This is a genomic window from Pseudomonas sp. PAMC 26793, assembly GCF_000313235.1.
Lineage (GTDB): Bacteria > Pseudomonadota > Gammaproteobacteria > Pseudomonadales > Pseudomonadaceae > Aquipseudomonas > Aquipseudomonas yamanorum.
Genome location: NZ_AMXG01000028.1, coordinates 1 through 17,972, shown reverse-complemented (window position 1 = coordinate 17,972; position 17,972 = coordinate 1). Strand labels below are relative to the sequence as shown.

General features: G+C 60.8%; 18 protein-coding genes. 5 read left to right on the top strand and 13 right to left on the bottom strand.

Features of this window, described 5'->3' with window-relative positions; all coding sequences use genetic code 11:
• Positions 1-35 precede the first annotated feature (35 nt).
• A complete protein-coding gene (locus D109_RS0111735; RefSeq protein WP_010172941.1) occupies positions 36-296 on the bottom strand; it encodes a hypothetical protein in 261 nt (86 codons plus the stop codon).
• Between the two features lie 343 nt (positions 297-639).
• On the opposite strand from D109_RS0111735, the gene D109_RS0111730 reads away from it, so the two are divergent.
• The gene (locus D109_RS0111730; protein ID WP_026077905.1) at positions 640-1,968 is read left to right on the top strand and encodes a sigma-54 dependent transcriptional regulator; all 1,329 of its coding nucleotides are present in this window, start codon (positions 640-642) and stop codon (positions 1,966-1,968) included.
• Positions 1,969-2,033: 65 nt separating this feature from the next.
• Here D109_RS0111730 and D109_RS0111725 read toward each other — a convergent pair whose 3' ends face one another.
• The 7 genes from D109_RS0111725 to D109_RS0111695 form a co-directional block, all read right to left on the bottom strand.
• Positions 2,034-3,347, bottom strand: coding sequence for a hypothetical protein (locus tag D109_RS0111725; RefSeq protein ID WP_026077904.1), 1,314 nt, complete (start codon positions 3,345-3,347; stop codon positions 2,034-2,036).
• A gap of 49 nt (positions 3,348-3,396) precedes the next feature.
• The gene (locus D109_RS0111720; protein ID WP_017477051.1) at positions 3,397-4,146 is read right to left on the bottom strand and encodes a hypothetical protein; all 750 of its coding nucleotides are present in this window, start codon (positions 4,144-4,146) and stop codon (positions 3,397-3,399) included.
• Between the two features lie 37 nt (positions 4,147-4,183).
• The gene (locus D109_RS0111715; RefSeq protein WP_017477050.1) at positions 4,184-4,864 is read right to left on the bottom strand and encodes a C39 family peptidase; all 681 of its coding nucleotides are present in this window, start codon (positions 4,862-4,864) and stop codon (positions 4,184-4,186) included.
• Between the two features lie 61 nt (positions 4,865-4,925).
• On the bottom strand, positions 4,926-5,630 hold the full coding sequence (locus D109_RS0111710) for a hypothetical protein (protein ID WP_017477049.1): 705 nt from the start codon (positions 5,628-5,630) through the stop codon (positions 4,926-4,928).
• Positions 5,631-5,709: 79 nt separating this feature from the next.
• Positions 5,710-6,267 carry a hypothetical protein gene (locus D109_RS0111705; RefSeq protein ID WP_017477048.1) on the bottom strand — a complete coding sequence of 186 codons (558 nt, stop codon included), beginning with the start codon at positions 6,265-6,267 and terminating at the stop codon, positions 5,710-5,712.
• 1 nt (position 6,268) lies between these two features.
• Entirely contained in the window at positions 6,269-6,715 is a 447-nt protein-coding gene (locus tag D109_RS0111700) for a hypothetical protein (protein WP_026077902.1), read from the bottom strand.
• Between the two features lie 319 nt (positions 6,716-7,034).
• The gene (locus D109_RS0111695; RefSeq protein ID WP_017477046.1) at positions 7,035-8,030 is read right to left on the bottom strand and encodes a FecR family protein; all 996 of its coding nucleotides are present in this window, start codon (positions 8,028-8,030) and stop codon (positions 7,035-7,037) included.
• A gap of 150 nt (positions 8,031-8,180) precedes the next feature.
• On the opposite strand from D109_RS0111695, the gene D109_RS0111690 reads away from it, so the two are divergent.
• Positions 8,181-8,450 (top strand): PepSY domain-containing protein, encoded by a 270-nt coding sequence (locus tag D109_RS0111690; protein ID WP_017477045.1) that lies wholly within the window; start codon positions 8,181-8,183, stop codon positions 8,448-8,450.
• On the opposite strand, the gene D109_RS1000000132310 is transcribed toward D109_RS0111690, so the two are convergent.
• From D109_RS1000000132310 to D109_RS1000000134900, 3 genes are read right to left on the bottom strand one after another with little or no spacing between them, the layout of a single operon-like run.
• Positions 8,438-12,928: a DUF6543 domain-containing protein gene (locus D109_RS1000000132310; RefSeq protein WP_256219490.1), complete on the bottom strand. Its 4,491-nt coding sequence runs from the start codon at positions 12,926-12,928 to the stop codon at positions 8,438-8,440. The genes D109_RS0111690 and D109_RS1000000132310 overlap by 13 nt on opposite strands.
• On the bottom strand, positions 12,894-13,268 hold the full coding sequence (locus D109_RS1000000134905; protein ID WP_032868494.1) for a hypothetical protein: 375 nt from the start codon (positions 13,266-13,268) through the stop codon (positions 12,894-12,896). Before D109_RS1000000134905 ends, D109_RS1000000132310 begins: the two co-directional genes overlap by 35 nt.
• Positions 13,265-13,579 (bottom strand): hypothetical protein, encoded by a 315-nt coding sequence (locus D109_RS1000000134900; protein ID WP_032868492.1) that lies wholly within the window; start codon positions 13,577-13,579, stop codon positions 13,265-13,267. The genes D109_RS1000000134905 and D109_RS1000000134900 overlap by 4 nt, the downstream gene beginning before the upstream one ends.
• A 170-nt stretch (positions 13,580-13,749) precedes the next feature.
• Between D109_RS1000000134900 and D109_RS0111680 the strand changes: the two genes are divergently transcribed.
• Positions 13,750-14,787, top strand: a complete 1,038-nt coding sequence (locus D109_RS0111680) for an Ldh family oxidoreductase (RefSeq protein WP_017477044.1) — start codon at positions 13,750-13,752, stop codon at positions 14,785-14,787.
• A gap of 40 nt (positions 14,788-14,827) precedes the next feature.
• Here D109_RS0111680 and D109_RS0111675 read toward each other — a convergent pair whose 3' ends face one another.
• Complete coding sequence (locus tag D109_RS0111675; RefSeq protein WP_003217958.1) at positions 14,828-15,148, bottom strand: YqjD family protein; 321 nt, start codon at positions 15,146-15,148, stop codon at positions 14,828-14,830.
• 175 nt (positions 15,149-15,323) lie between these two features.
• On the opposite strand from D109_RS0111675, the gene D109_RS0111670 reads away from it, so the two are divergent.
• Complete coding sequence (locus tag D109_RS0111670) at positions 15,324-15,575, top strand: hypothetical protein (RefSeq protein WP_003217960.1); 252 nt, start codon at positions 15,324-15,326, stop codon at positions 15,573-15,575.
• On the opposite strand, the gene D109_RS0111665 is transcribed toward D109_RS0111670, so the two are convergent.
• Positions 15,550-16,467: a LysR family transcriptional regulator gene (locus D109_RS0111665; RefSeq protein WP_026077901.1), complete on the bottom strand. Its 918-nt coding sequence runs from the start codon at positions 16,465-16,467 to the stop codon at positions 15,550-15,552. The genes D109_RS0111670 and D109_RS0111665 overlap by 26 nt on opposite strands.
• Positions 16,468-16,559: 92 nt before the next feature.
• On the opposite strand from D109_RS0111665, the gene D109_RS0111660 reads away from it, so the two are divergent.
• Positions 16,560-17,483, top strand: coding sequence for a carbon-nitrogen hydrolase family protein (locus D109_RS0111660; protein ID WP_026077900.1), 924 nt, complete (start codon positions 16,560-16,562; stop codon positions 17,481-17,483).
• The last annotated feature ends 489 nt before the right edge of the window (positions 17,484-17,972 follow it).

Sequence of the window (17,972 nt, the reverse complement as noted above, 5' to 3'; positions counted from 1 at the left end):
GCACACTTTCTGATGCCGCCCCGCACGAGTTTCAGTTACTTGGGCATTGCCCAGGATTGCAACTGATAGCCATCTTTGTCGAGTTCGGCACGGGCTTGCAACAGCAAGTTCTCAAGCTGTGCCGGGTCGGAATAAGTGCTGGAAGACAGCTGCTTGCTACCGATGCGGGTATTGGTGCGGTCGATGACGCTCAGGCTCAGGGCGCCGTTGCCGTCGTGCCAGGCCACACATTGAAAGGGCTGGAAAGCACGGTCTGCGATCAAAAGAGCTTCGTTGATGCGGAGCGGGGCGTTCATGGGGTCTTCTCTCTAAATGCCCATTCAAGTGAAAGCCGTTGGTTGGGCGTGCCTAACGACTGGTTACTTGTACTGATGCACGATCACCGGGTACGGGTCACATGTTAGAAGAAGATTTTTTAACTTTCCCTGATTAAAGTCATGTAAGGGGCTATTTTGAAAGCCTCATGAAAGTTACGCCGCGGCAATTGACCGCACCCGGCTGACCGAAAACGGCAAATTTGTACGCGGCTTATAACGAATAGGTACAAAGGCTGCGTCAAAATCTTGCTAGGGTTACCAACAGGCTTTCCAAATAACTGTTTTTAAATAACTTTAACGATTTTGACGCCAAGGAATAGTCATGGTTGTAACACCTGCCCCGCGCCGCCTGCTTGTGGTCGATCCCTGTGATGACTGCCACCGGCTATTACCCGGTTTGCGCGCAGCGGGGTGGGACGTAGACAGCTGTGCCCTTGAGTCGGTGGGTGAGCGGTCCTGCGACGTGGGATTGTTGCGCCTGCAGCCATTCCATCTGGAGCGGCCTGAAGCGGTCAAGGAGCTGATCAGCCGCAGCGGCACCGAGTGGATTGCCGTGCTTAACCAGGAAGTGCTGCGCCTGCAGAATGTCGGCGATTTTGTCTGCGAGTGGTTCTTCGACTTTCATACCTTGCCGTTCGATGTGTCCCGGGTGCAGGTCACCCTGGGCCGCGCCTTTGGCATGGCGCGCCTGCGGGGCAAGGGCAACAACGCGCCTGCCGGCCAGCCGGAACATGAATTGCTGGGCGACAGCCGCCCCATTCGCGAACTGCGCAAACTGCTCGCCAAACTGGCGCCGACCGAGTCCCCGGTGTTGATTCGCGGCGACAGCGGCACCGGCAAGGAACTCGTCGCCCGCACCTTGCACCGGCAATCCCAGCGCCACGCCAAGCCGTTTGTGGCGATCAATTGCGGGGCGATCCCCGAACACCTGATCCAGTCCGAACTGTTTGGCCATGAGAAGGGCGCCTTCACCGGCGCCCATCAGCGCAAGATCGGGCGGATCGAGGCGGCGCATGGCGGCACGTTGTTTCTCGATGAGATCGGCGACTTGCCCATGGAACTGCAAGCCAACCTGCTGCGTTTTCTCCAGGAAAAACAGATCGAGCGCGTCGGCGGCAGCCAGCCGATTCCGGTGGATGTACGCGTATTGGCAGCCACCCACGTTGACCTGGAAGCCGCGGTGGCAAAGGGCGCCTTTCGGGAAGACTTGTATTACCGGCTCAACGTCCTGCAAGTGGTGACTGCGCCGTTACGCGAGCGCCATGGTGACGTGGCGATGCTGGCCAACCATTTCTCACACTTCTACAGCCAGGAAACCGGCCGGCGTCCCCGCAGCTTCAGTGAAGACGCGCTGGTGGCCATGGGCGAGCACGGTTGGCCGGGCAATGTGCGGGAGTTGGCCAACCGCGTGCGGCGTGGCCTGGTACTGGCTGAAGGGCGGCAAATCGAAGCCGTTGATCTGGGATTGCAAAGCCAGCAGGCAATCGCGCTGCCGATGGCTACACTGGAAGATTACAAGCACCGTGCCGAACGTCAGGCGCTGTGCGATGTGCTCAACCGGCACAGCGACAACCTGAGTGTCGCGGCCCGTGTGCTGGGGGTTTCCCGGCCGACGTTCTACCGGTTGCTGCACAAACACCAGATCCGCTAGGGCGGGTAAACCGAAAAGCCCCGCAACGACCCTTATCGTTGCGGGGCTTTTCCCGTTGTCATGCGTTAAAAGTAGTACGGGAACTTCAGGCTGAAGCTGAACGAAGGCGCATCCGGCGTGATCCCGATGGCCAGGTTCGGCACGATCGTCAGGTTGTCGGTCGCCGCAATCGTCATGCCCACGTTGAAGTAACCCGCGTTGGCGTCGCTGGAAACCACCGACTGCCAGTCGCCGCCATCCGGCTTGAGCTTACTCTTGCGTTGCACCAGGTCGGACACCGAGAACGACATACTCATCTTCTCGTTCAACGCAAACGCCACGCCTGCGCCGATCTGGAAGCTGTCGCCCAGCTGTACCTTGCCGGGGACTTTCTCGACAGGGTTGGAGCTGATATCGCTGAACGAGTCCTCGATGTTATGGGTATACGACAGCGAGCCAAACAGCACCGCAGGGTCGAAGGTCTTGACCAGCGAAATCCCCGGCGTGATCGACCACACACCGTTGCCGGTCGGCAGGTTTTCCGGCACATAGAGGTTGGTGTTGCTAGGCGACTGGATCAGCTTGATGCCAAACGGGTCTTCGCCGGTGGGCGCCTTGACCCGCACCGATACCACCGCATCCGGCAGGTTGACGCTCTCGTCGAGGAACTTGTAGGCAATCCCGAAGTTGACGTCACCAATGGTTGGATTACGCGTGACCGATTGTTCCGAGGTCGCCGTGCCGCTGCCGCCGTTGGCACCGCCGGACTGGTAGGTCGACTCGCGGTACACCACCGGTACGTTCACGTCGAACTGCCAACGGTTGTCGAGGTTATAGCGGCCCGTAAGGTCGACGGTCCAGTTATCCGACTTGATCCGGTCCAGGTTGATGTTGCCAAGGAAGATCGAGTCCAGCGCCAAAAAGCCGTTGAGGGTCAGCTGACGCGCGTCATAACGGGAATAGGTCACGCCGGTTTCGAAGCTGAACTTGCCGTTGCCAAAGAATCCGCTGGCTTCGTTGTACAGGTTGCTCACGCTCTGCGCCGGGGCTGAATCGTCCTTGAGGGACTGGCCGTAGGATGCGCCACCGGCTGCACCGCCCGAGGCCGCAGCCGCGCCGACGCCAGGCGTGTTGCCGGCCACCGTGTTGCCGCCTTTCTGGAAATCTGCCGGGGATTTGGCCAGGCGTTTCGGTGGCGGGGCCGCCGGCTGCTCTTCAACCTGGCGTACCCGTTGTTCCAGCACCGCCAGTGCTTTTTGCTGCACTTCGTAGCGTTGCTTGAGTTCCAGCAATTCCTTTTTCAACGTGTCGATGTCGGCGTCCGGCGCTGCATACAAGATGGATGCGGGCAGGAGCGTGCTTAAACAAATTACAGCCCGGAGCGATAGCGATCGATGCATGAAATAAGCCGTCCCTTTCTAATGCGCAAGTGTCGAGGCACAGCGTAGTTCAATATCCGTTAGGGCGTAGGCCCTTGAGTTGATTCAGGTTGAGGTTCTGCCCCAAATTGTTCAAACCGTTGTTGCCCAGCACCACATTGAGCTGCGTCATGTTGCTCACAAAGTTGCTGTTACCCTGCAAAACCGTGCCTTGCAGGACATTACCGGCGCCGATCTGCTGCAACGAGTTGCCCTGGTTGTTGTTGGCCAGGATCGCCATTTGCAGCCCGCCATTGGCAGCCGATACCGTAACCTGGCCGGCGCCGGTGCTACCGGTGACCGACTGGCCAGCCACCAGCGCTTGCCCGGATTGCACGATATTGGCCGGTGACAAGCCGTTCTGGTTCACATTGATATTCACGTTATTGCTGGCGGTGTTGCCATCGCCGGCGGCGCGCACGCTTTGGGTCACGCCCTGGCCACTGCCCAGGCCCGCGCCACCGACCACCGTGCCGGTGCCATTTGGCTGGTTGGGCGAGACTTTGGTGGGGCTGTCGGTTACCTGCACATAAAACTGCGGGGTGACGGTCGATGCGTTGACGTTCATGCTGGCCGAGCCGGTCACGCTGTCGCCGGCGGCATTGGTCCAGGTGCTGCTCATCACAATGCCAAAGCTGATGATCCGTCCCGGCATCACGTAGCGGCCGCGCAAGTCGGCCAGTTCCGAGTCCCTTATTTCAATCGGCTTGAACACCGATGACGCGTAAGCGGGCATTGAGGCTGCCAGGCACATGACCGTCAGCCAACGGTAAGTGTTCATCGTTTGCTCCTGGAGCGTCCTGCTCCTTATTGCGCTTCTAGAAGAAGTCGCTCTGGATAAAACCGAAGTCCATCAACTCACTGTCCCGAACCGGACTGAACTCATTGATTCTGTTTTTTGCGGTCAGCGGCGTGGGCGGGTCAAGCAGCACGTTGGTCTTGTCATAGCCTTCGCCCAGTACGGCGAAGACGATGCCATTCCAGCCTTTGACGAAGTCGTCCTTGGCATAGCGTTTGTGACCCAATACCGGGTCGCCGATGTAGACCCAGTCCTTGTCGGCACGCTGCATCACCACAAAGTGCTTGTAGCCACGGATCTCCAGCAGCACCACCACCGGGATTTTCACCGTGAGCAGTGTGTCGGCGTTGATCCGGTAACCCCGGGCGCGCATGCCGATGCTTTCCAGGTAGCGCTTCATGTCCAGCATGGAGAAGCCCTGGGTGCGGACCAGGTCCTGATCGGCGTTGACCAGCATGCCTTTGATGATGTGGTCTTCATCCACATCCATCCAGTAGGCCTGGCGCAGGATGGTGGCCAGGGCGGCGGCACCGCAGCTGAAATCGGTTTTCTGTTCCACCAGGTTGGCGAACTTGCGTTCACGGATGCTCTCGACCTTCTTGAAGATCACGCCACCGCCGGGCATGGCAGCAATCGCCATTTGCCCCGCCCAGGTCGGGCCGGTGAGCAATAACAGGAGGGTGAGGGCGATGATCCGCATGATCGAATGGCCTGATGGACACTGGAATAAAAAGGGGCCTTGTTGCCAAGGCCCCGTTGCATCAGAAACGTACGCCGGAGGAAATCACAGTGGTGTTGCCCTGCTGATTGCCCACGCCTGCAGCAATGTTGGCGCCCAGGTTGCCCGAAGAGCCATTAAGCGAGTTGTTGGCGCTGGCGTTGTTCACGACAGGCAGGTAGGTGGTGCTGCCCCAGTGCCCGGACTGAGTGGCCACGGTATTGAGGAAGGTGTTGTCGACGCTGGTTTGAGTGGTGTTGCTCGATGCAGCGGCGGCGGCACCATTGGCAGTAGCAATTGCCAGTTGGTTTTTCTGTTGGTTGAAGTTACCCGCGCCAACGTTCACACCCAGGTTGCCGGAGCTGCCGTTGGCCGAGTTGTTGAGCGACGCGTTGTTGTGGGTAGCCACCTGGATCGAGGTGTTGCTGTGGTTGTCCTGGGTAATGGTGCCCAGGGCAAACACGGTAGCCGCATCGCCGGCCGCAATGGCGGTCTGGTTGTCTTGTTGGTTGCCGTCACCGGCGGCGATGTTGGCCTGGGCGTTGCCGCTGCTGCCGTTCAACGAGTTGTTGGCCGATGCGTTGTTCTGGGTGCCCAGGTTGAGCACTTTGTTGTCGTGGCTCGACTGTGCATCGGAAACCGCTGCCACTACCGAGGTAGGAGCAGGTTTAGGGTGGTGATAGCCACCGGCGTGTGCGGCACTGGCGACGATTGCAGCGAGAGCGAAGGCCAGTGGTTTAAGAGCCATTGTAGTTTTCATGGTATTTCCCCTTGCTTCTAATTAGTTGGTTAAGTGTTGGTACGGTCCAGCTTCAAGCTCCAATGAATCATTGGATCTGTACGTTCAGGGCGTTAGCCATGCGGTTCCCCACCCCGGCACTCTGATTCACCTGTACCACTCCACGGCTGCCGGTGAAGGCCTGGTCGCTTGTGACGACCTGGCGGCTGCCAGTGGTAGAGGTGAACCCTGAGTTTGGTGACAGCGCCACGTTCTGTTGCGACATGGCGCTGTCGTCGATGCTTTGCGGGCCAGCGTTCACGCTGATCCGCACGGCATTGATCATCTGGTTGTTGGCCCCGGCCGACTGGTTGACACCCAGTACACCGCTGCCATTGCTGAAAGAATTGCCCTGGATCGCCACGTTGGCGTTCTGGGAGCGGTCGGCGGGTGCGCCGCCGAGGGTCTGGCTGATCGAGCCGCCAGCCTGGGTGTTAGTGCCTGCTGAAATGGCGCGGCTGTTGAGTTGTTGCTGCTGATCGCCGGCCGCCTGGTTGATCGAGACGACGCCGTTGTATTGCTTGCCGGAGTTGTCGATCACTGCGCTGTTGTCAGCCATGGCGGCCGAGCAGCCCAGGATCGCGAGGAATAACCAGGAATGTTTCATCTCACTGGCCCCCCATCAGGCTGCCGATGTTGTTCAGGGGCGCCATGCCGCGGGAAATTGAGCCGTTGATCTGGCCGGAGAGACTGGAGCCGCCGCCATGACCGGCCGCTGCGCCACCACCGAGACCCGCGCCGCCACCGTTGTTGGTCAGGCCGGGCAGGTTGCCGCCAGGCAGGATGGCGCGAGTGATGCTGGAACCGCTGCTGATGTTGGCGTAATCGTTGTCGCTCAGTTCGCTGGTGGCCCGCAGGATCTGGGGCGCCGGGTTGGCGTTCACGGTAGTGGGGTTGGGATCGACGCCGGCAGAGCGGCCGGCCATGTGGCCGTGGACGGTGCGTTGAATCACGATCACGCCGTCGCCTGCCGCGAGCACTGGGAGACTCACGCTGGTACTCAGTACACAGCTGATCAGCAGAAGGCTCAATGAGCCTGTATGAAGTGTCTTCACGACGGCATTCCTTATTCTTGGCGCTGACCCTAAACAGCGCTGTCAGGAATAGAGCAGGAGCTGTGCCGCTTTTGATTTTATGAAGAAATTCAATTAGTTGGGATCGATGAAAAAGAAAGGACGGCGGGATGTGTTTCAAAGGTGAGACAACAGGCCTGAATTCAACTCGCCTGGCAGCTGTCTCAGGAATGAAACACCGGCCGCCATAAACCTGGCAGCCCGCAGCCGGCTGTCAGCTCAGCCGGTGCAAGTGTTTCAAAAGTGGACAGTTCCAGGCAGAGAACGTCCGTGGAGGAGAGCATGCGCCCTGTCTCCAGGATCAGCCCTTGGGTGTTTTACGCGGAATCGAATTGAGTACGGGGTTGCCGTCCTGGTTCTGGGTCAGGTAGACCGGCAGGACCTTGGGCAGGGAGGGGACGAGGTTGGACACCTCGTTGATGTTGTAGATGCCACCAATGCGGATCGCGCCGGTACCGGCGTCGGCCAGCATCACCGGTTTGCTCAAGTAGCGGTTGATCAGCGGCAACGCGTCGGCCAGGGCCAGGTTGTCGAGGATCAGCTTGCCGTCACGCCAGGCCAGGGCCGTGTCGCCCGGGGCAATTGGCTGGGCCAGGGGGCTGGCGTCGCCACGGTTGTAGCTGGCCTGCATCCCGGGCGACAGGCGCAGGCCGCTGTGGGCGTCATCGCTGCTCACCAGCACCGAGCCTTGCAGCAGCATGACCCGCACATGGTCTTCGTATTTCCACACGTTGAACTGAGTGCCGGTCACCCGAACCTGACCGTCTCCGGCGTGGACAATGAAGGGGTGTTGCGGGTCATGGCTGACATTGAAAAACGCCTCGCCTTTTTTCAGGGTGACCCGGCGCTGGTCTTTGTAATGGCTGTAGACCAACTCGGTGCCCAGGTTCAGTTCCACCTGGCTGCCATCATCGAGGGTGACCTGGCGCAGGCTGTTTTCGGTTTCGTAGTGCTTATAGGAGCTGGGCAACCAACCGGCTTCCCAGCCGGTAAAGGCCGCCAGTGGCAAGGCCACCAGGCATATCGCCGCCGCTATTGCGTAGTTGCTTGAACGGCGGCGAGGCTGGAGTCGCACCACGGCAGGGGCCGGTTCGCTGCGGGGCAGGTGATCGGCAACGTCCCAGATTTCCAGCATCGCCGCGTATTCGAAGGCATGCAGTGGATGCGCATCGTGCCACTGCTCGAAGGCGCGACGCTCGGCGGTCGTGCAATCGCTGGCATGCAGACGCATGCACCAGTGCGCAGCGGCATCGGTGATGGCGTCATATTCGGCTTCTGATAGGGACTTATCTGTCATTAACTCATCCTGATTTCGCACATTCTAACCTCCACAGCAGGACGGCGAGAACAACCATCATGGCGAATGCACATCAATTGGAACTAATTCTCGTCTGCAAGGCCCTAAAAATCAGGACCGCTAACACTCAATCCCTAATGGAGCACGAAAATGCTTAAGAAAACCTTAGCCGCCATCGTTGCAACCTCGGCCCTGCTCAGTGCCGGTGTCGCCCTCGCGTACAAGCCAGGCGCAGGCTGGATCACCATTGAAAAAGCCATCGAGACCGCCAAGACCAAGGCCGGCTACGTCGAGATCTACAAGATCGAAGCCGATAACGACGGCTACTGGGAAGGTGAGGGGCGCAAGGCCGATGGCGTCGTCTATGAGTTCCGCATCGACGGTGAGTCGGGCAATGTGTTGCGTGATCAGAAAGACTGAATGAGCTGACAGGGTGTGGCTTGGGCAATCGAAGGCACAGGGTCCAGCTGGCGCCCCAGGGTTGTGATCAGCAAGGTCAGTGAGTCGGCGTTATCCATCTGTGTGTTGAACCGCCGAGTCAGGTTGGTTTTGAAAATTCCCCGTGCACTGCTCAAGTCCGCGCCGCCGGTTGTGGCAAGAATCTGCCGCTTGATGTAGTCATCTTCCGGATCGGTTCCCAGATCAGACCCGGTAGCCCCCCACGCGTCCGATGATTTGAACAATTGCCCCAGTGGCGTATTGATCGAGTACGCATTCTCCTGCACGTTGCGCAGCCAGTCCTGAATATCGCGCCCGGCTTGGGTCTGCACTTCAATCAGGTCGGAAAAAGGCGAGGTGGAATTGAGGTAGGTGACATCGGCGGTCTTGCTCACGATATGGGTCAACTCATGAATCAACGTAGCCGCCCGGGCATGGGCTCTTTGGTCGAAGTGACTGATCAGGCGCCCTTCGAAATCGGCCGTAGGCGGGTTGAAGAAGTTTTCAGTGAGGTAGATGCGCCGATCCGGGTCGCCGTCGATGGTAAACGCCCAATGCCGTTCGGGTTCGGAAGTATGCGCACCGGAGACGAAACGCCGGGAGTTGAGCGAGTAAAGTGTCGGCTCCAGTGCCTCATCGAGGAGGGCGGTCACCGTGTCCATGAGCTTTTGCGCGAGGACTGCCGGAAACTTGGCCGGGCCGGTGTCGGCGTCTATCGGGATGCCGAAGAAGCGGTTGATGAAGCGATGCACCCGGGTCACGGGCGGGTATTGGTGGTCGAGCAGTTTCAGGTTCTGCTGGCAGTTGTGCAGGTAGAAGGTTGCCAGGTCCAGTGCCTCGACGATCGCCTGGGCCCTGTGGGGCGCAACACGCCGAATCTCGGCCAGGCCTCGGGCTTCGACGTTCATCACCCGATCCACCTCTGACCTCACCTGACGGCGTTCCATCATGGCACTCCAGCCAGGGCCGTGGCGGCGAACCGAGGCGTCCGGATCCAGGGTCCATTTACGCTCGGCATCCAGTCGCACAAACGGTCCTTTGGACCGTGCACTGAAAAGCCGCCAATGGCCATCAACCGGTTTGGCCCGATAGACCTTGCCTGCGCAAGGCAGGTAATGCAGGTTGTCCGTCGTTGTGTAGGCGCCCGAGTTGCCAGCCGTCAGGCCCTCCAGGCTGATGTCGCTGGCTTCGTACGCTTGCAGCCGGGTACGGGCCTGGGCGGTGATATCGATGTCTTGCCAGGCACTGGCTGTTTGCGTCGGCGCGGGCTGCGGTGGCGCGGCGCCAGGCGTGGGTGATTCATCCATCAATGCGCGTATGGAAGCCATTTGCGCGACCCCGCCAATAAAGGTTTGCAGTGCCTCGCGCCATCGGTGTTGCTGCAAGTCTTCGGCAGAGGCCTTGAACAGTGTGTAGCTTTGCCAGATCACCAACGGCACCACCAGCTTGCCCGGCAGCAACGCTGGCGCTTGTTGCAGTCCACGGCTGAACAGGGCTTTGAGGGTGTCCCAGGATGACCGGCCATTGGCCTGGGTTTGCTGTTCAAACAGGCTCGAGATCAATTCAATGTTGTCGCGGTACAACTGCTTGAGCACGTGGCCCTTGATCGGATTGTCCGCCAGGGTGATTTCCGAGAACTCCCCGACCGTGCTGGCCCAGAGGTTTCTATACGTGGCTTGCTCAGCCTCTGGCAGGCGCGCGATCACCCAGTCCTGCAACGGGCCGGGCAGGTTGAGGCGGCGGATTAAAGCCGCCTCGTTTTCGAACTCCTGGAACGCCTGCTGCGGCCCGTAGGGCGCATACATCACCAGCGGTGCCTTTGCGGCGGCGTTAATCAGGTAGACCCCAAGGGCCTTGATGGTGCGGGCGCCCGCCGTGGCGATCAACTCCAGGGGACGGACAGTCGAGGTTGCGCCGCTGACCGCTGCACGGGCGATTGCATCCGGCATGTCGAGGACTTGTTCGATCAGGCTCAATCCCGAAGGCGATAACAGTTCCTGTAGCGTCAGCGCGTGGGCGTTTTGCAGCAGCTGCCAGGGCAGTTGCCGGATATATCGCTGCTCCCGTGCTTCGGCACCTGGCTTGCCCGGCGTGAGCCTTTCGGCCAGATAGGCCTGGTTGTCCTGCTTGAGCGGCAGGCGCGCGAGTATCTGGCGCACCACAGTCGCGGTCAGGCCGGCGGCCGTGGACGCTACCTCGAACGCAGCGGCTTGCTGGCTGATGTGATTGAGGGCGTAGTCCACCAGGTTCTGCCGTTGGCCGGCCAACACCAGCTTGGGGAGGATATAGACGTCTTGGGGGCGTACGTCATAGGCCTGCAACAGCTCGCCGAGCTTGCTGCCAACGTACTGTGGCAGCGACAGGAAATCGTCCAGGTAGTCTTTGTCACCCGTGAGGCTATGGCGGTATTGCTCAAGGATTTCCACATGGCGACGCTGTTGGCTGACAGACGCCATCCCCAACCAGGCGGGCAGTGATTGCTGTGCCAAGAAGGTCTGGGCGATTTGCGAGGCGTGGCCCAGGTCGTTGGCCGGCAAGGCCTTTTCCAGCTCGCCGAGACGCTTCAGCAAGGCGTCTCCCGGTAGCGTCAGGCTGAGGCAGTGGGCCCGTTGTGCCCTGTAGTGATCAATCCAGGACTGCTGGCGGTCTTGCGCGACCGCGCCGCTGATCAGCATGAACTGACCGAGTGGGCAGGCCTGGTGCGGCTTGCGATAGCGCGGGTCGAGATTGGCCAGTAGCTGCCAGCGAAGGTCCGGGGCGGCCAGTCGTCGTTGCAGTTCCGTCTGCAATTGGCTGACGTTGGCGAAACTCTCCAGGCCGCGGGCCGGCGTCCACAGCACGGCCCGGCCTGAGTGGGACGGGTCCAGGCCGCCGCGCTCGGTGAGCATCAGGCAATGGGCCAGGGGCACCCGTTGCATCAGGCCCTCGGGTTCGACGGTCAACGCATAGGCATCCGGGATGAAGCCACCCAGGCCCTGGCGCCGTCGGCGATCAGAGTGTTGAAGATCAAACACCGTTTGCACGATCGATTCATCACGGGCGTCCAGGCTGTGGTTGAGGCGCCTGAGCCTGGCTTCGCCCTGGATCGCCACCGCCATGGCATGGGCCATCGGCGCCTTGAGTTGTTCCAGGTGTTCGCGGGGAATATCGGTGATGTTGTAGTGATGAAACTTGATCAGTGCGGCATCGAGAACGGCGTTGGCTTGCGATATGTCCAGGCCGGCCAGTGGTGTGGCGGGCCCACTGCCCTGATTGGCATAAAGGCCGTAGTGCGGCGTTTGCGGAATTGGCCCGCGCCCCTGTATCAGGCGCGCAAGAAAGTAACTGCGCAGGCTTTGGCTTTCCAGGGGCGCAGTGGCGTGGGTCGCGCTTGCGCCGGCGGCGTATCGATTGACGTAGATCTTCCCGGGATCCTGGCCAGTCAGGCCCCGGCGGTTGAACTCTAAGGTGAGTGCCTGATGGACGGTGTTGGCCAGTGTGGGCTGGGCGTGCACCTGGGCTGCCAGTGAGTCCCGGATGTCGACCATCTGCTTGTGCAGCAGGGCAGCCCGGTCGCCGGCCAGTGACACCGGTCGGGTCGGGTCGGCCAGCACCGAATGGGGCGTCCAGCGTCCGGCTGTATCCAGGCCCGGGAGGTGGCTGTCGATCATGTACCGCACATCCAGCGCGTAATCGAACAAGGCCGAGGGGTCAATGCCAGCGCGGGTGCGCCGGTAAAGATCGAGGGCGTAGCGAAGGTTCTGTTGCTGCTTGCCGATGATGGCTTCGAGCACCTGCTCAAACACAGGGCCTGCGATGGGAGTGCCGGAAAACTGCGGCGTCTTGAGCCCGACAAACAACGCCCGCTCCTCCAGAGACATCAGGTTGTAGAGGTCGTCTTCATACCCTGGCGCCTTGACCATGGCCTTGAGGGTGTCTATCAGGTCGTCGTAGGTACCGAGTACTTGCAAACCCTTGTCGGGGGTGTAGAGAAAGGTCTGCGAGTTGCCGATCATCAAGGTGCTGGCCAGTTCGACGGCGTTGGCTGGCTGCTCCCAGATCTTCACGTTCTCCACCTGCAGTGTCTGGCCGCCTAGCGGGGCCTGGGATGAGTACAGCGCTGCCAATGCCAGGCTTTGCTCTGGACTGATGATGGATTGCTGGCGCTTGAACAACAGATCCAGGCGCGCATTGGCCGCCATGGCCTGGGCGAACCAGGCCCGACGTGAAACGCCCGGCGCGATCTCGGTGTTCCAGAACGTCTCCAGTGCACTGTGCAGGAACGGGATCAGTTGGCCGGCCGCTTGCTTGATCGCGCTTTCCCAACGCTGCGCGTCGCGGGCCTTGCGGTCGGGGTCTTTGGCGTCGTCAGGCCGCCTGGGATGGAAAAACGTCCGGGTTTGCCCGGCTGGCCAAGCCTGCTCACGGTAATACAACAGCACGGCGTCATTGAGCTGCAACGAGTCGAGCCAGCGCGGCACCGCGTGCCCGGGGGGGGGGACTGGCGAAAAAACTGACATGGGCTTCGCTGGGGGCGAGCCCGGGGAAGAGTGGGCGGCAGATGCTTTCGAGCAGCTGTGAAAGCAGGGTGCCCAATGGCGGCAACTGTTTCAACTCCGCCAACAGTGCCTGGCGATTTTCCTGCTGATAGCGCTTGAGGGTTTTTTCCTGTTCACCCCACACATCATCAAGCATCGTCTCCGGTGTCAGCACCAAGCTGTTGTCCAGCACCTGCGATGCCTGTTGTTGCAAGGGCAGGAAGCACAGCAGTCGCGTAGCGTCGGCGGGGATTTTCAAGCGCTGGGTCAACGCAGTGATCACGTGGGTGGGGCTGTCGAATTTTTCCAGGCCGCCGTACGGGGTGTAGAGCCAGGCGTGCGGGTAGGCGCTGGTGGACTCATCATGAAGCTGCCCGCCAGTTCTACGGCGTTGGCGGCACTTTTATTCAGCCAGATGCGCTGCGCAATCATTGGCGGCGACTGTTGGCGACGGCCTGCGTCGCTGGCAAAAAACACCTTGCCGAGAAACTCGATGTCCCGGCTGTCGATGTTCAACTGGCGCTCACGCTCCAGTGCCCTCCAGTCCACGCGCAGGGCTTCGGGGAAAAAATAGGGGAGTGGGGTGTGGCTCATCATCCGGGTCCTTGAAGGGGTAGAGGCCTGCAACCTATCCAGGCCTGGCGCCACAAGGGGCTAGATATGTCTGGCACTCCCTGTCGACAGCCACGGGGCAAACCCTGTCTAATCGACGGACCGGTTCTTGTACGCTGTTGCCCATTCCAATAATTAAACGGGAGCTTCAGATGTCTGCATCGCCTTTGGATGTCGAGTCTTCATCAGAGCGACTCAGTTATGCGCAGTTGACTGACCTGCTGCGCCAGGTATTCGTGCGCCATGGCACGTCGGCCGACGTGGCCCAAGTGCTTGCCGAGAACTGCGCCAGCGCCGAGCGCGACGGTGCCCATAGCCACGGTGTATTCCGTATTCCCGGTTACGTCTCGACCCTGGCCAGTGGCTGGGTCAACGGCAAGGCGGTGCCGGTGGTCGAGGATGTGGCCAGCGGGTTTGTGCGGGTTGATGCCGGTAATGGTTTCGCCCAGCCTGCACTGCAAGCCGCCCGCCCGCTGCTGGTGGAGAAGGCCCGCAGTGCCGGGATTGCTCTGCTGGCCATTCATAACTCCCACCACTTCGCGGCGCTTTGGCCGGATGTGGAGCCTTTCGCCGAAGAGGGCCTGGTGGCCTTGAGCGTGGTCAACAGCATGACCTGCGTGGTGCCCCACGGCGCCGACCGCCCGCTGTTCGGCACCAACCCCATTGCCTTCGCCGCGCCCCGCGCCGATGGCCTGCCGATCGTGTTTGACCTGGCCACCAGCGCCATTGCCCATGGCGACGTGCAGATTGCCGCGCGCAAGGGCGAACGCCTGCCACCCGGCATGGGCGTGGACAGCCTCGGCCAGCCCACCCAGGACCCCAAGGCGATCCTCGAAGGCGGCGCACTGTTGCCGTTTGGCGGGCACAAGGGCTCGGCCCTGTCGATGATGGTCGAGTTGCTGGCGGCAGCCCTCACGGGCGGTAACTTCTCGTTTGAGTTCAACTGGTCCGATCACCCGGGCGCCCGCACCCCATGGACCGGCCAACTGCTGATTGTGATCGACCCGAGCAAGACCGCCGGGCAGAGCTTCGCCGAGCGCAGCCAGGAACTGGTGCGGCAGATGCATGCGGCGGGGTTGCGGCGTTTGCCGGGGGACCGGCGTCATCGCACAAGGACAAAGTCGCTGGCAGGGGGGATTGAGATAGAAACGGCAGAATTAAGCCGGTTGCGGGTATTGGCACAGGCGTGAAGCGAGCTGCGCCCAGGGAGGGCGCAGCCGTTACATCACATCAGTTGCGGCGGCCCAGCAACAGGCCTACCACCAGGCCAAACCCGGCGGAAATCGCTACGGTCTGCCATGGATGGCCACCGATATAGGTTTCGGTGGCATCCACCACCGGCTTGCTGCGCTCGCGCACATTGGACACCGAGTCCAGTGCCTGCTTGAGCTTGATGGCGACCTGCTCACGCAGGGTTTCGCCTTCTTCTCCCACCAGTGACGCGCTGCTTTTGAGCAGCTTGTCCGATTCTTCGATCAGCGCGGTCAGTTCACTGAAGGCTTGATCCTTGATTTGGTCTTCGACGGCTTGGGCGGCAGATTTGCGGGCCATTGGGTTAACTCCTTGCGGGTGAATGTGGCAATGAATGCGCTTGATGAAGAATGGAGTGTTTGAAGCAGGCAAAAGTTGCAGTTTTTTTCCTACGGTCAGCTTAGGTGAAATCCAGGTCAGGAAATTTCGACCTACAGTGTAAGATGTCACCTATTTGTGCAGCAGGTAATTCAACATGAGCTTCAATCTGGCCAACAAGCCCCTCGCCGAGCGCGCCGCGCTGGAAGATGAAAAGTCCCGTCTCTACGACCTGTGGCAGAGCAACCTGGGCAAGGCCAAGGGCGAGGCCGCCCGACTGTTTGGCGAGCGCGCCAAGCGCAAGGGCAAATGGGCCGAGTGGGTGCGTGCAGAACTGGACGGCATGTCACCGCCGGAGTTTTCCAACATGGTGCGCAGTGAAGTCAATCGCCTGATGGCGGCGAAGTAAAACAAGCCTCGATCGCTTCGCGCACCTTGAGCAGCAACGGATCCAGTTGTGCCTGGGTGCGCCAGCCCAGCTCCACCGGGTAACGCGGCAAGGCCAGCGGGCAGGGCAGTACCTTCAGCCCGGTCATCTGCGCGATGGCCTGGGCCGCATGACCGGGAATCGTTGCCACCGCCTGGCTGCCCTTGAGCAGGAACGGCAGCGCCGCGAAGTGCGTGGTTGAGGCGCCTACGTGCCGGCTCAGCCCCTGTGCGGCCAGGCCCTCGTCGGTAATCCCGATAAACCCGCCAGATGACACCAGCAGATGCTCGCGCTTCACGAACTCGTCGAGGTCGATGGCCGGTTGCCCCGGCGCCAGGCTGGCGGGGTCCACCAGGCACGCATAATGGCCTTCCCCCAGCACCTGCCGGCTCAACCGGCGCTCGGCAAACCCGCCGGCGGTGATCGCCAGGTCCAGGCTGCGGTCGAGCAGGGCGCTGGCAACGATCTGGCTGTGGGTCTGGCGGAAAATCAGCCGCAGCTTCGGCGCACGCCGGGCGATCTCTTCAATCAGCCGGCGGCCGTAGGCGATCTCGAAATCATCCGATAGCCCCAGCACCACAGAGCGGCCCTGATACTGGCTGCCCTGGGGGTCGACCATCGCCAGGCTTTGGCGGCAGCGATCCAGGGCTTCGCTGATCACCGGTTTCAACTGGTTGGCGCGCAAGGTCGGCGCCAGGCCTCGACCGGTGCGCACGAACAATTGATCGCCATACACATCCCGTAGCCGGCGCAACGCCGCACTGATCGCCGACTGCGTGACGCCAAGGCGCAAAGCGGCGCGGCTGGCGCTGGACTCGTCGTGCAGGGCCTCGAAGGTTTTCAGCAGGTTGAGATCGACGTTTACGATATTCATTTGGCTCATATCAGTTAGCAGCGAAGTGGGCTTTATTCATGATTGCCGCTGGCCGGAGAATGGGCAACCCCCATTGATTCGGAGTGATCGTGATGCCTGTTTCTACCGTGGCTGCGCTGCAAATCGGTTCCTTGCCGGGTGGCAAGGCTGAGACCCTGGAACAGATCCTGTCCTACGAGGACGAAATCCTGCGCAGCAGTGCGCAACTGGTGGTGATGCCCGAAGCGTTGCTCGGGGGCTATCCCAAGGGTGAAGGTTTCGGCACCCAGCTGGGTTATCGCCTGCCTGAAGGCCGTGAGGCCTTCGCCCGTTATTTTGCCAATGGGATTGATGTGCCGGGTGTGGAGACCGAAGCACTGGCCGGTTTGTCGGCGCGCACCGGGGCCAGCCTGGTGTTGGGCGTGATCGAGCGCAGTGGCAGCACGCTGTATTGCACGGTGCTGTATTTCGAGCCGGTGGGCGGGTTGGTGGCCAAGCATCGCAAATTGATGCCTACCGGCACTGAGCGGCTGATCTGGGGCAAGGGCGATGGCTCGACGTTGCCAGTGATTGATGCGGCGGTAGGGCGCATCGGTGGTGCGGTGTGCTGGGAGAACATGATGCCGTTGTTGCGCACGGCGATGTACGCCAAGGGCGTGGAAGTGTGGTGCGCGCCGACGGTGGATGAGCGGGAAATGTGGCAGGTGAGCATGCGGCATATTGCCCATGAGGGGCGGTGTTTTGTGGTGAGTGCGTGTCAGGTGCAGGCGTCACCCCAGGCGTTGGGTGTGGAGATTGCGAACTGGCCGGTGGATCGGCCTTTGATCGCGGGGGGCAGTGTGATTGTCGGGCCCATGGGGGACATTCTTGCCGGGCCATTGCTCGGTGGGGCGGGGTTGCTGGTGGCGCGGATTGATACGGATGATTTGGCGCGGGCGCGGTATGACTATGATGTGGTTGGGCACTATGCCCGGCCGGATATTTTTGAGTTGACGGTGGATGAGCGTGCTAAGCCCGGGGTGCGGTTTTTGGGTTGAGTACATATCCGTTATTTAGGTAACGGCTGCTTATGGTTCCGCTCTTACAGCGGGTCACTTTTGGCAAACGCCCGCCCCAAAAGTAACCAAAAGGTCTTTGCCCCACCACTCGGTGCCTCGCCTAGGCTCGGCATGCCCGCACTCCGGCCCGATTACCGCGGGCCGCCGCGACGGGCCATCCATTGGCCCGGCGCGGCTAAATCGGCATCCCTGCCGATTTACCCGCTCCACCGTGCCTACTTGCGGCCATCGTGGTTAACGGGGCCAGCAGATCAAGATCAAAAGCAAGAGCACAGCGGCCTCCCGGCCGGCTTGAGTGTTAAAAGCAAAGGCAAGATCCAGAGCGAAAGCCAAATCTGAAGCGGATGCAGCTCTGCTTTTCTGTGGGAGCTGGCTTGCCTGCGATGCAGACACCTCGGTGCATCAGGTACACCCAGTTGATGCTATCGAGGCAAGCCAGCTCCCACATTTGACTGTGCCCGCTTTAGC

Bases quoted from the DNA above. Each gene is read 5' to 3' on its own strand.
- D109_RS0111670 (WP_003217960.1), top strand. From the start codon at position 15,324: ATGAGCTTCAATCTGGCCAACAAGCCCCTCGCCGAGCGCGCCGCGCTG.
- D109_RS0111660 (WP_026077900.1), top strand. From the start codon at position 16,560: ATGCCTGTTTCTACCGTGGCTGCGCTGCAAATCGGTTCCTTGCCGGGT.
- D109_RS0111690 (WP_017477045.1), top strand. From the start codon at position 8,181: ATGCTTAAGAAAACCTTAGCCGCCATCGTTGCAACCTCGGCCCTGCTC.
- D109_RS0111715 (WP_017477050.1), bottom strand. From the start codon at position 4,864: ATGCGGATCATCGCCCTCACCCTCCTGTTATTGCTCACCGGCCCGACC.
- D109_RS0111675 (WP_003217958.1), bottom strand. From the start codon at position 15,148: ATGGCCCGCAAATCTGCCGCCCAAGCCGTCGAAGACCAAATCAAGGAT.
- D109_RS0111720 (WP_017477051.1), bottom strand. From the start codon at position 4,146: ATGAACACTTACCGTTGGCTGACGGTCATGTGCCTGGCAGCCTCAATG.
- D109_RS0111695 (WP_017477046.1), bottom strand. From the start codon at position 8,030: ATGACAGATAAGTCCCTATCAGAAGCCGAATATGACGCCATCACCGAT.
- D109_RS1000000134900 (WP_032868492.1), bottom strand. From the start codon at position 13,579: ATGAGCCACACCCCACTCCCCTATTTTTTCCCCGAAGCCCTGCGCGTG.
- D109_RS0111735 (WP_010172941.1), bottom strand. From the start codon at position 296: ATGAACGCCCCGCTCCGCATCAACGAAGCTCTTTTGATCGCAGACCGT.
- D109_RS0111705 (WP_017477048.1), bottom strand. From the start codon at position 6,267: ATGAAACATTCCTGGTTATTCCTCGCGATCCTGGGCTGCTCGGCCGCC.
- D109_RS0111665 (WP_026077901.1), bottom strand. From the start codon at position 16,467: ATGAATATCGTAAACGTCGATCTCAACCTGCTGAAAACCTTCGAGGCC.
- D109_RS0111730 (WP_026077905.1), top strand. From the start codon at position 640: ATGGTTGTAACACCTGCCCCGCGCCGCCTGCTTGTGGTCGATCCCTGT.
- D109_RS0111725 (WP_026077904.1), bottom strand. From the start codon at position 3,347: ATGCATCGATCGCTATCGCTCCGGGCTGTAATTTGTTTAAGCACGCTC.
- D109_RS0111710 (WP_017477049.1), bottom strand. From the start codon at position 5,630: ATGGCTCTTAAACCACTGGCCTTCGCTCTCGCTGCAATCGTCGCCAGT.
- D109_RS0111680 (WP_017477044.1), top strand. From the start codon at position 13,750: ATGTCTGCATCGCCTTTGGATGTCGAGTCTTCATCAGAGCGACTCAGT.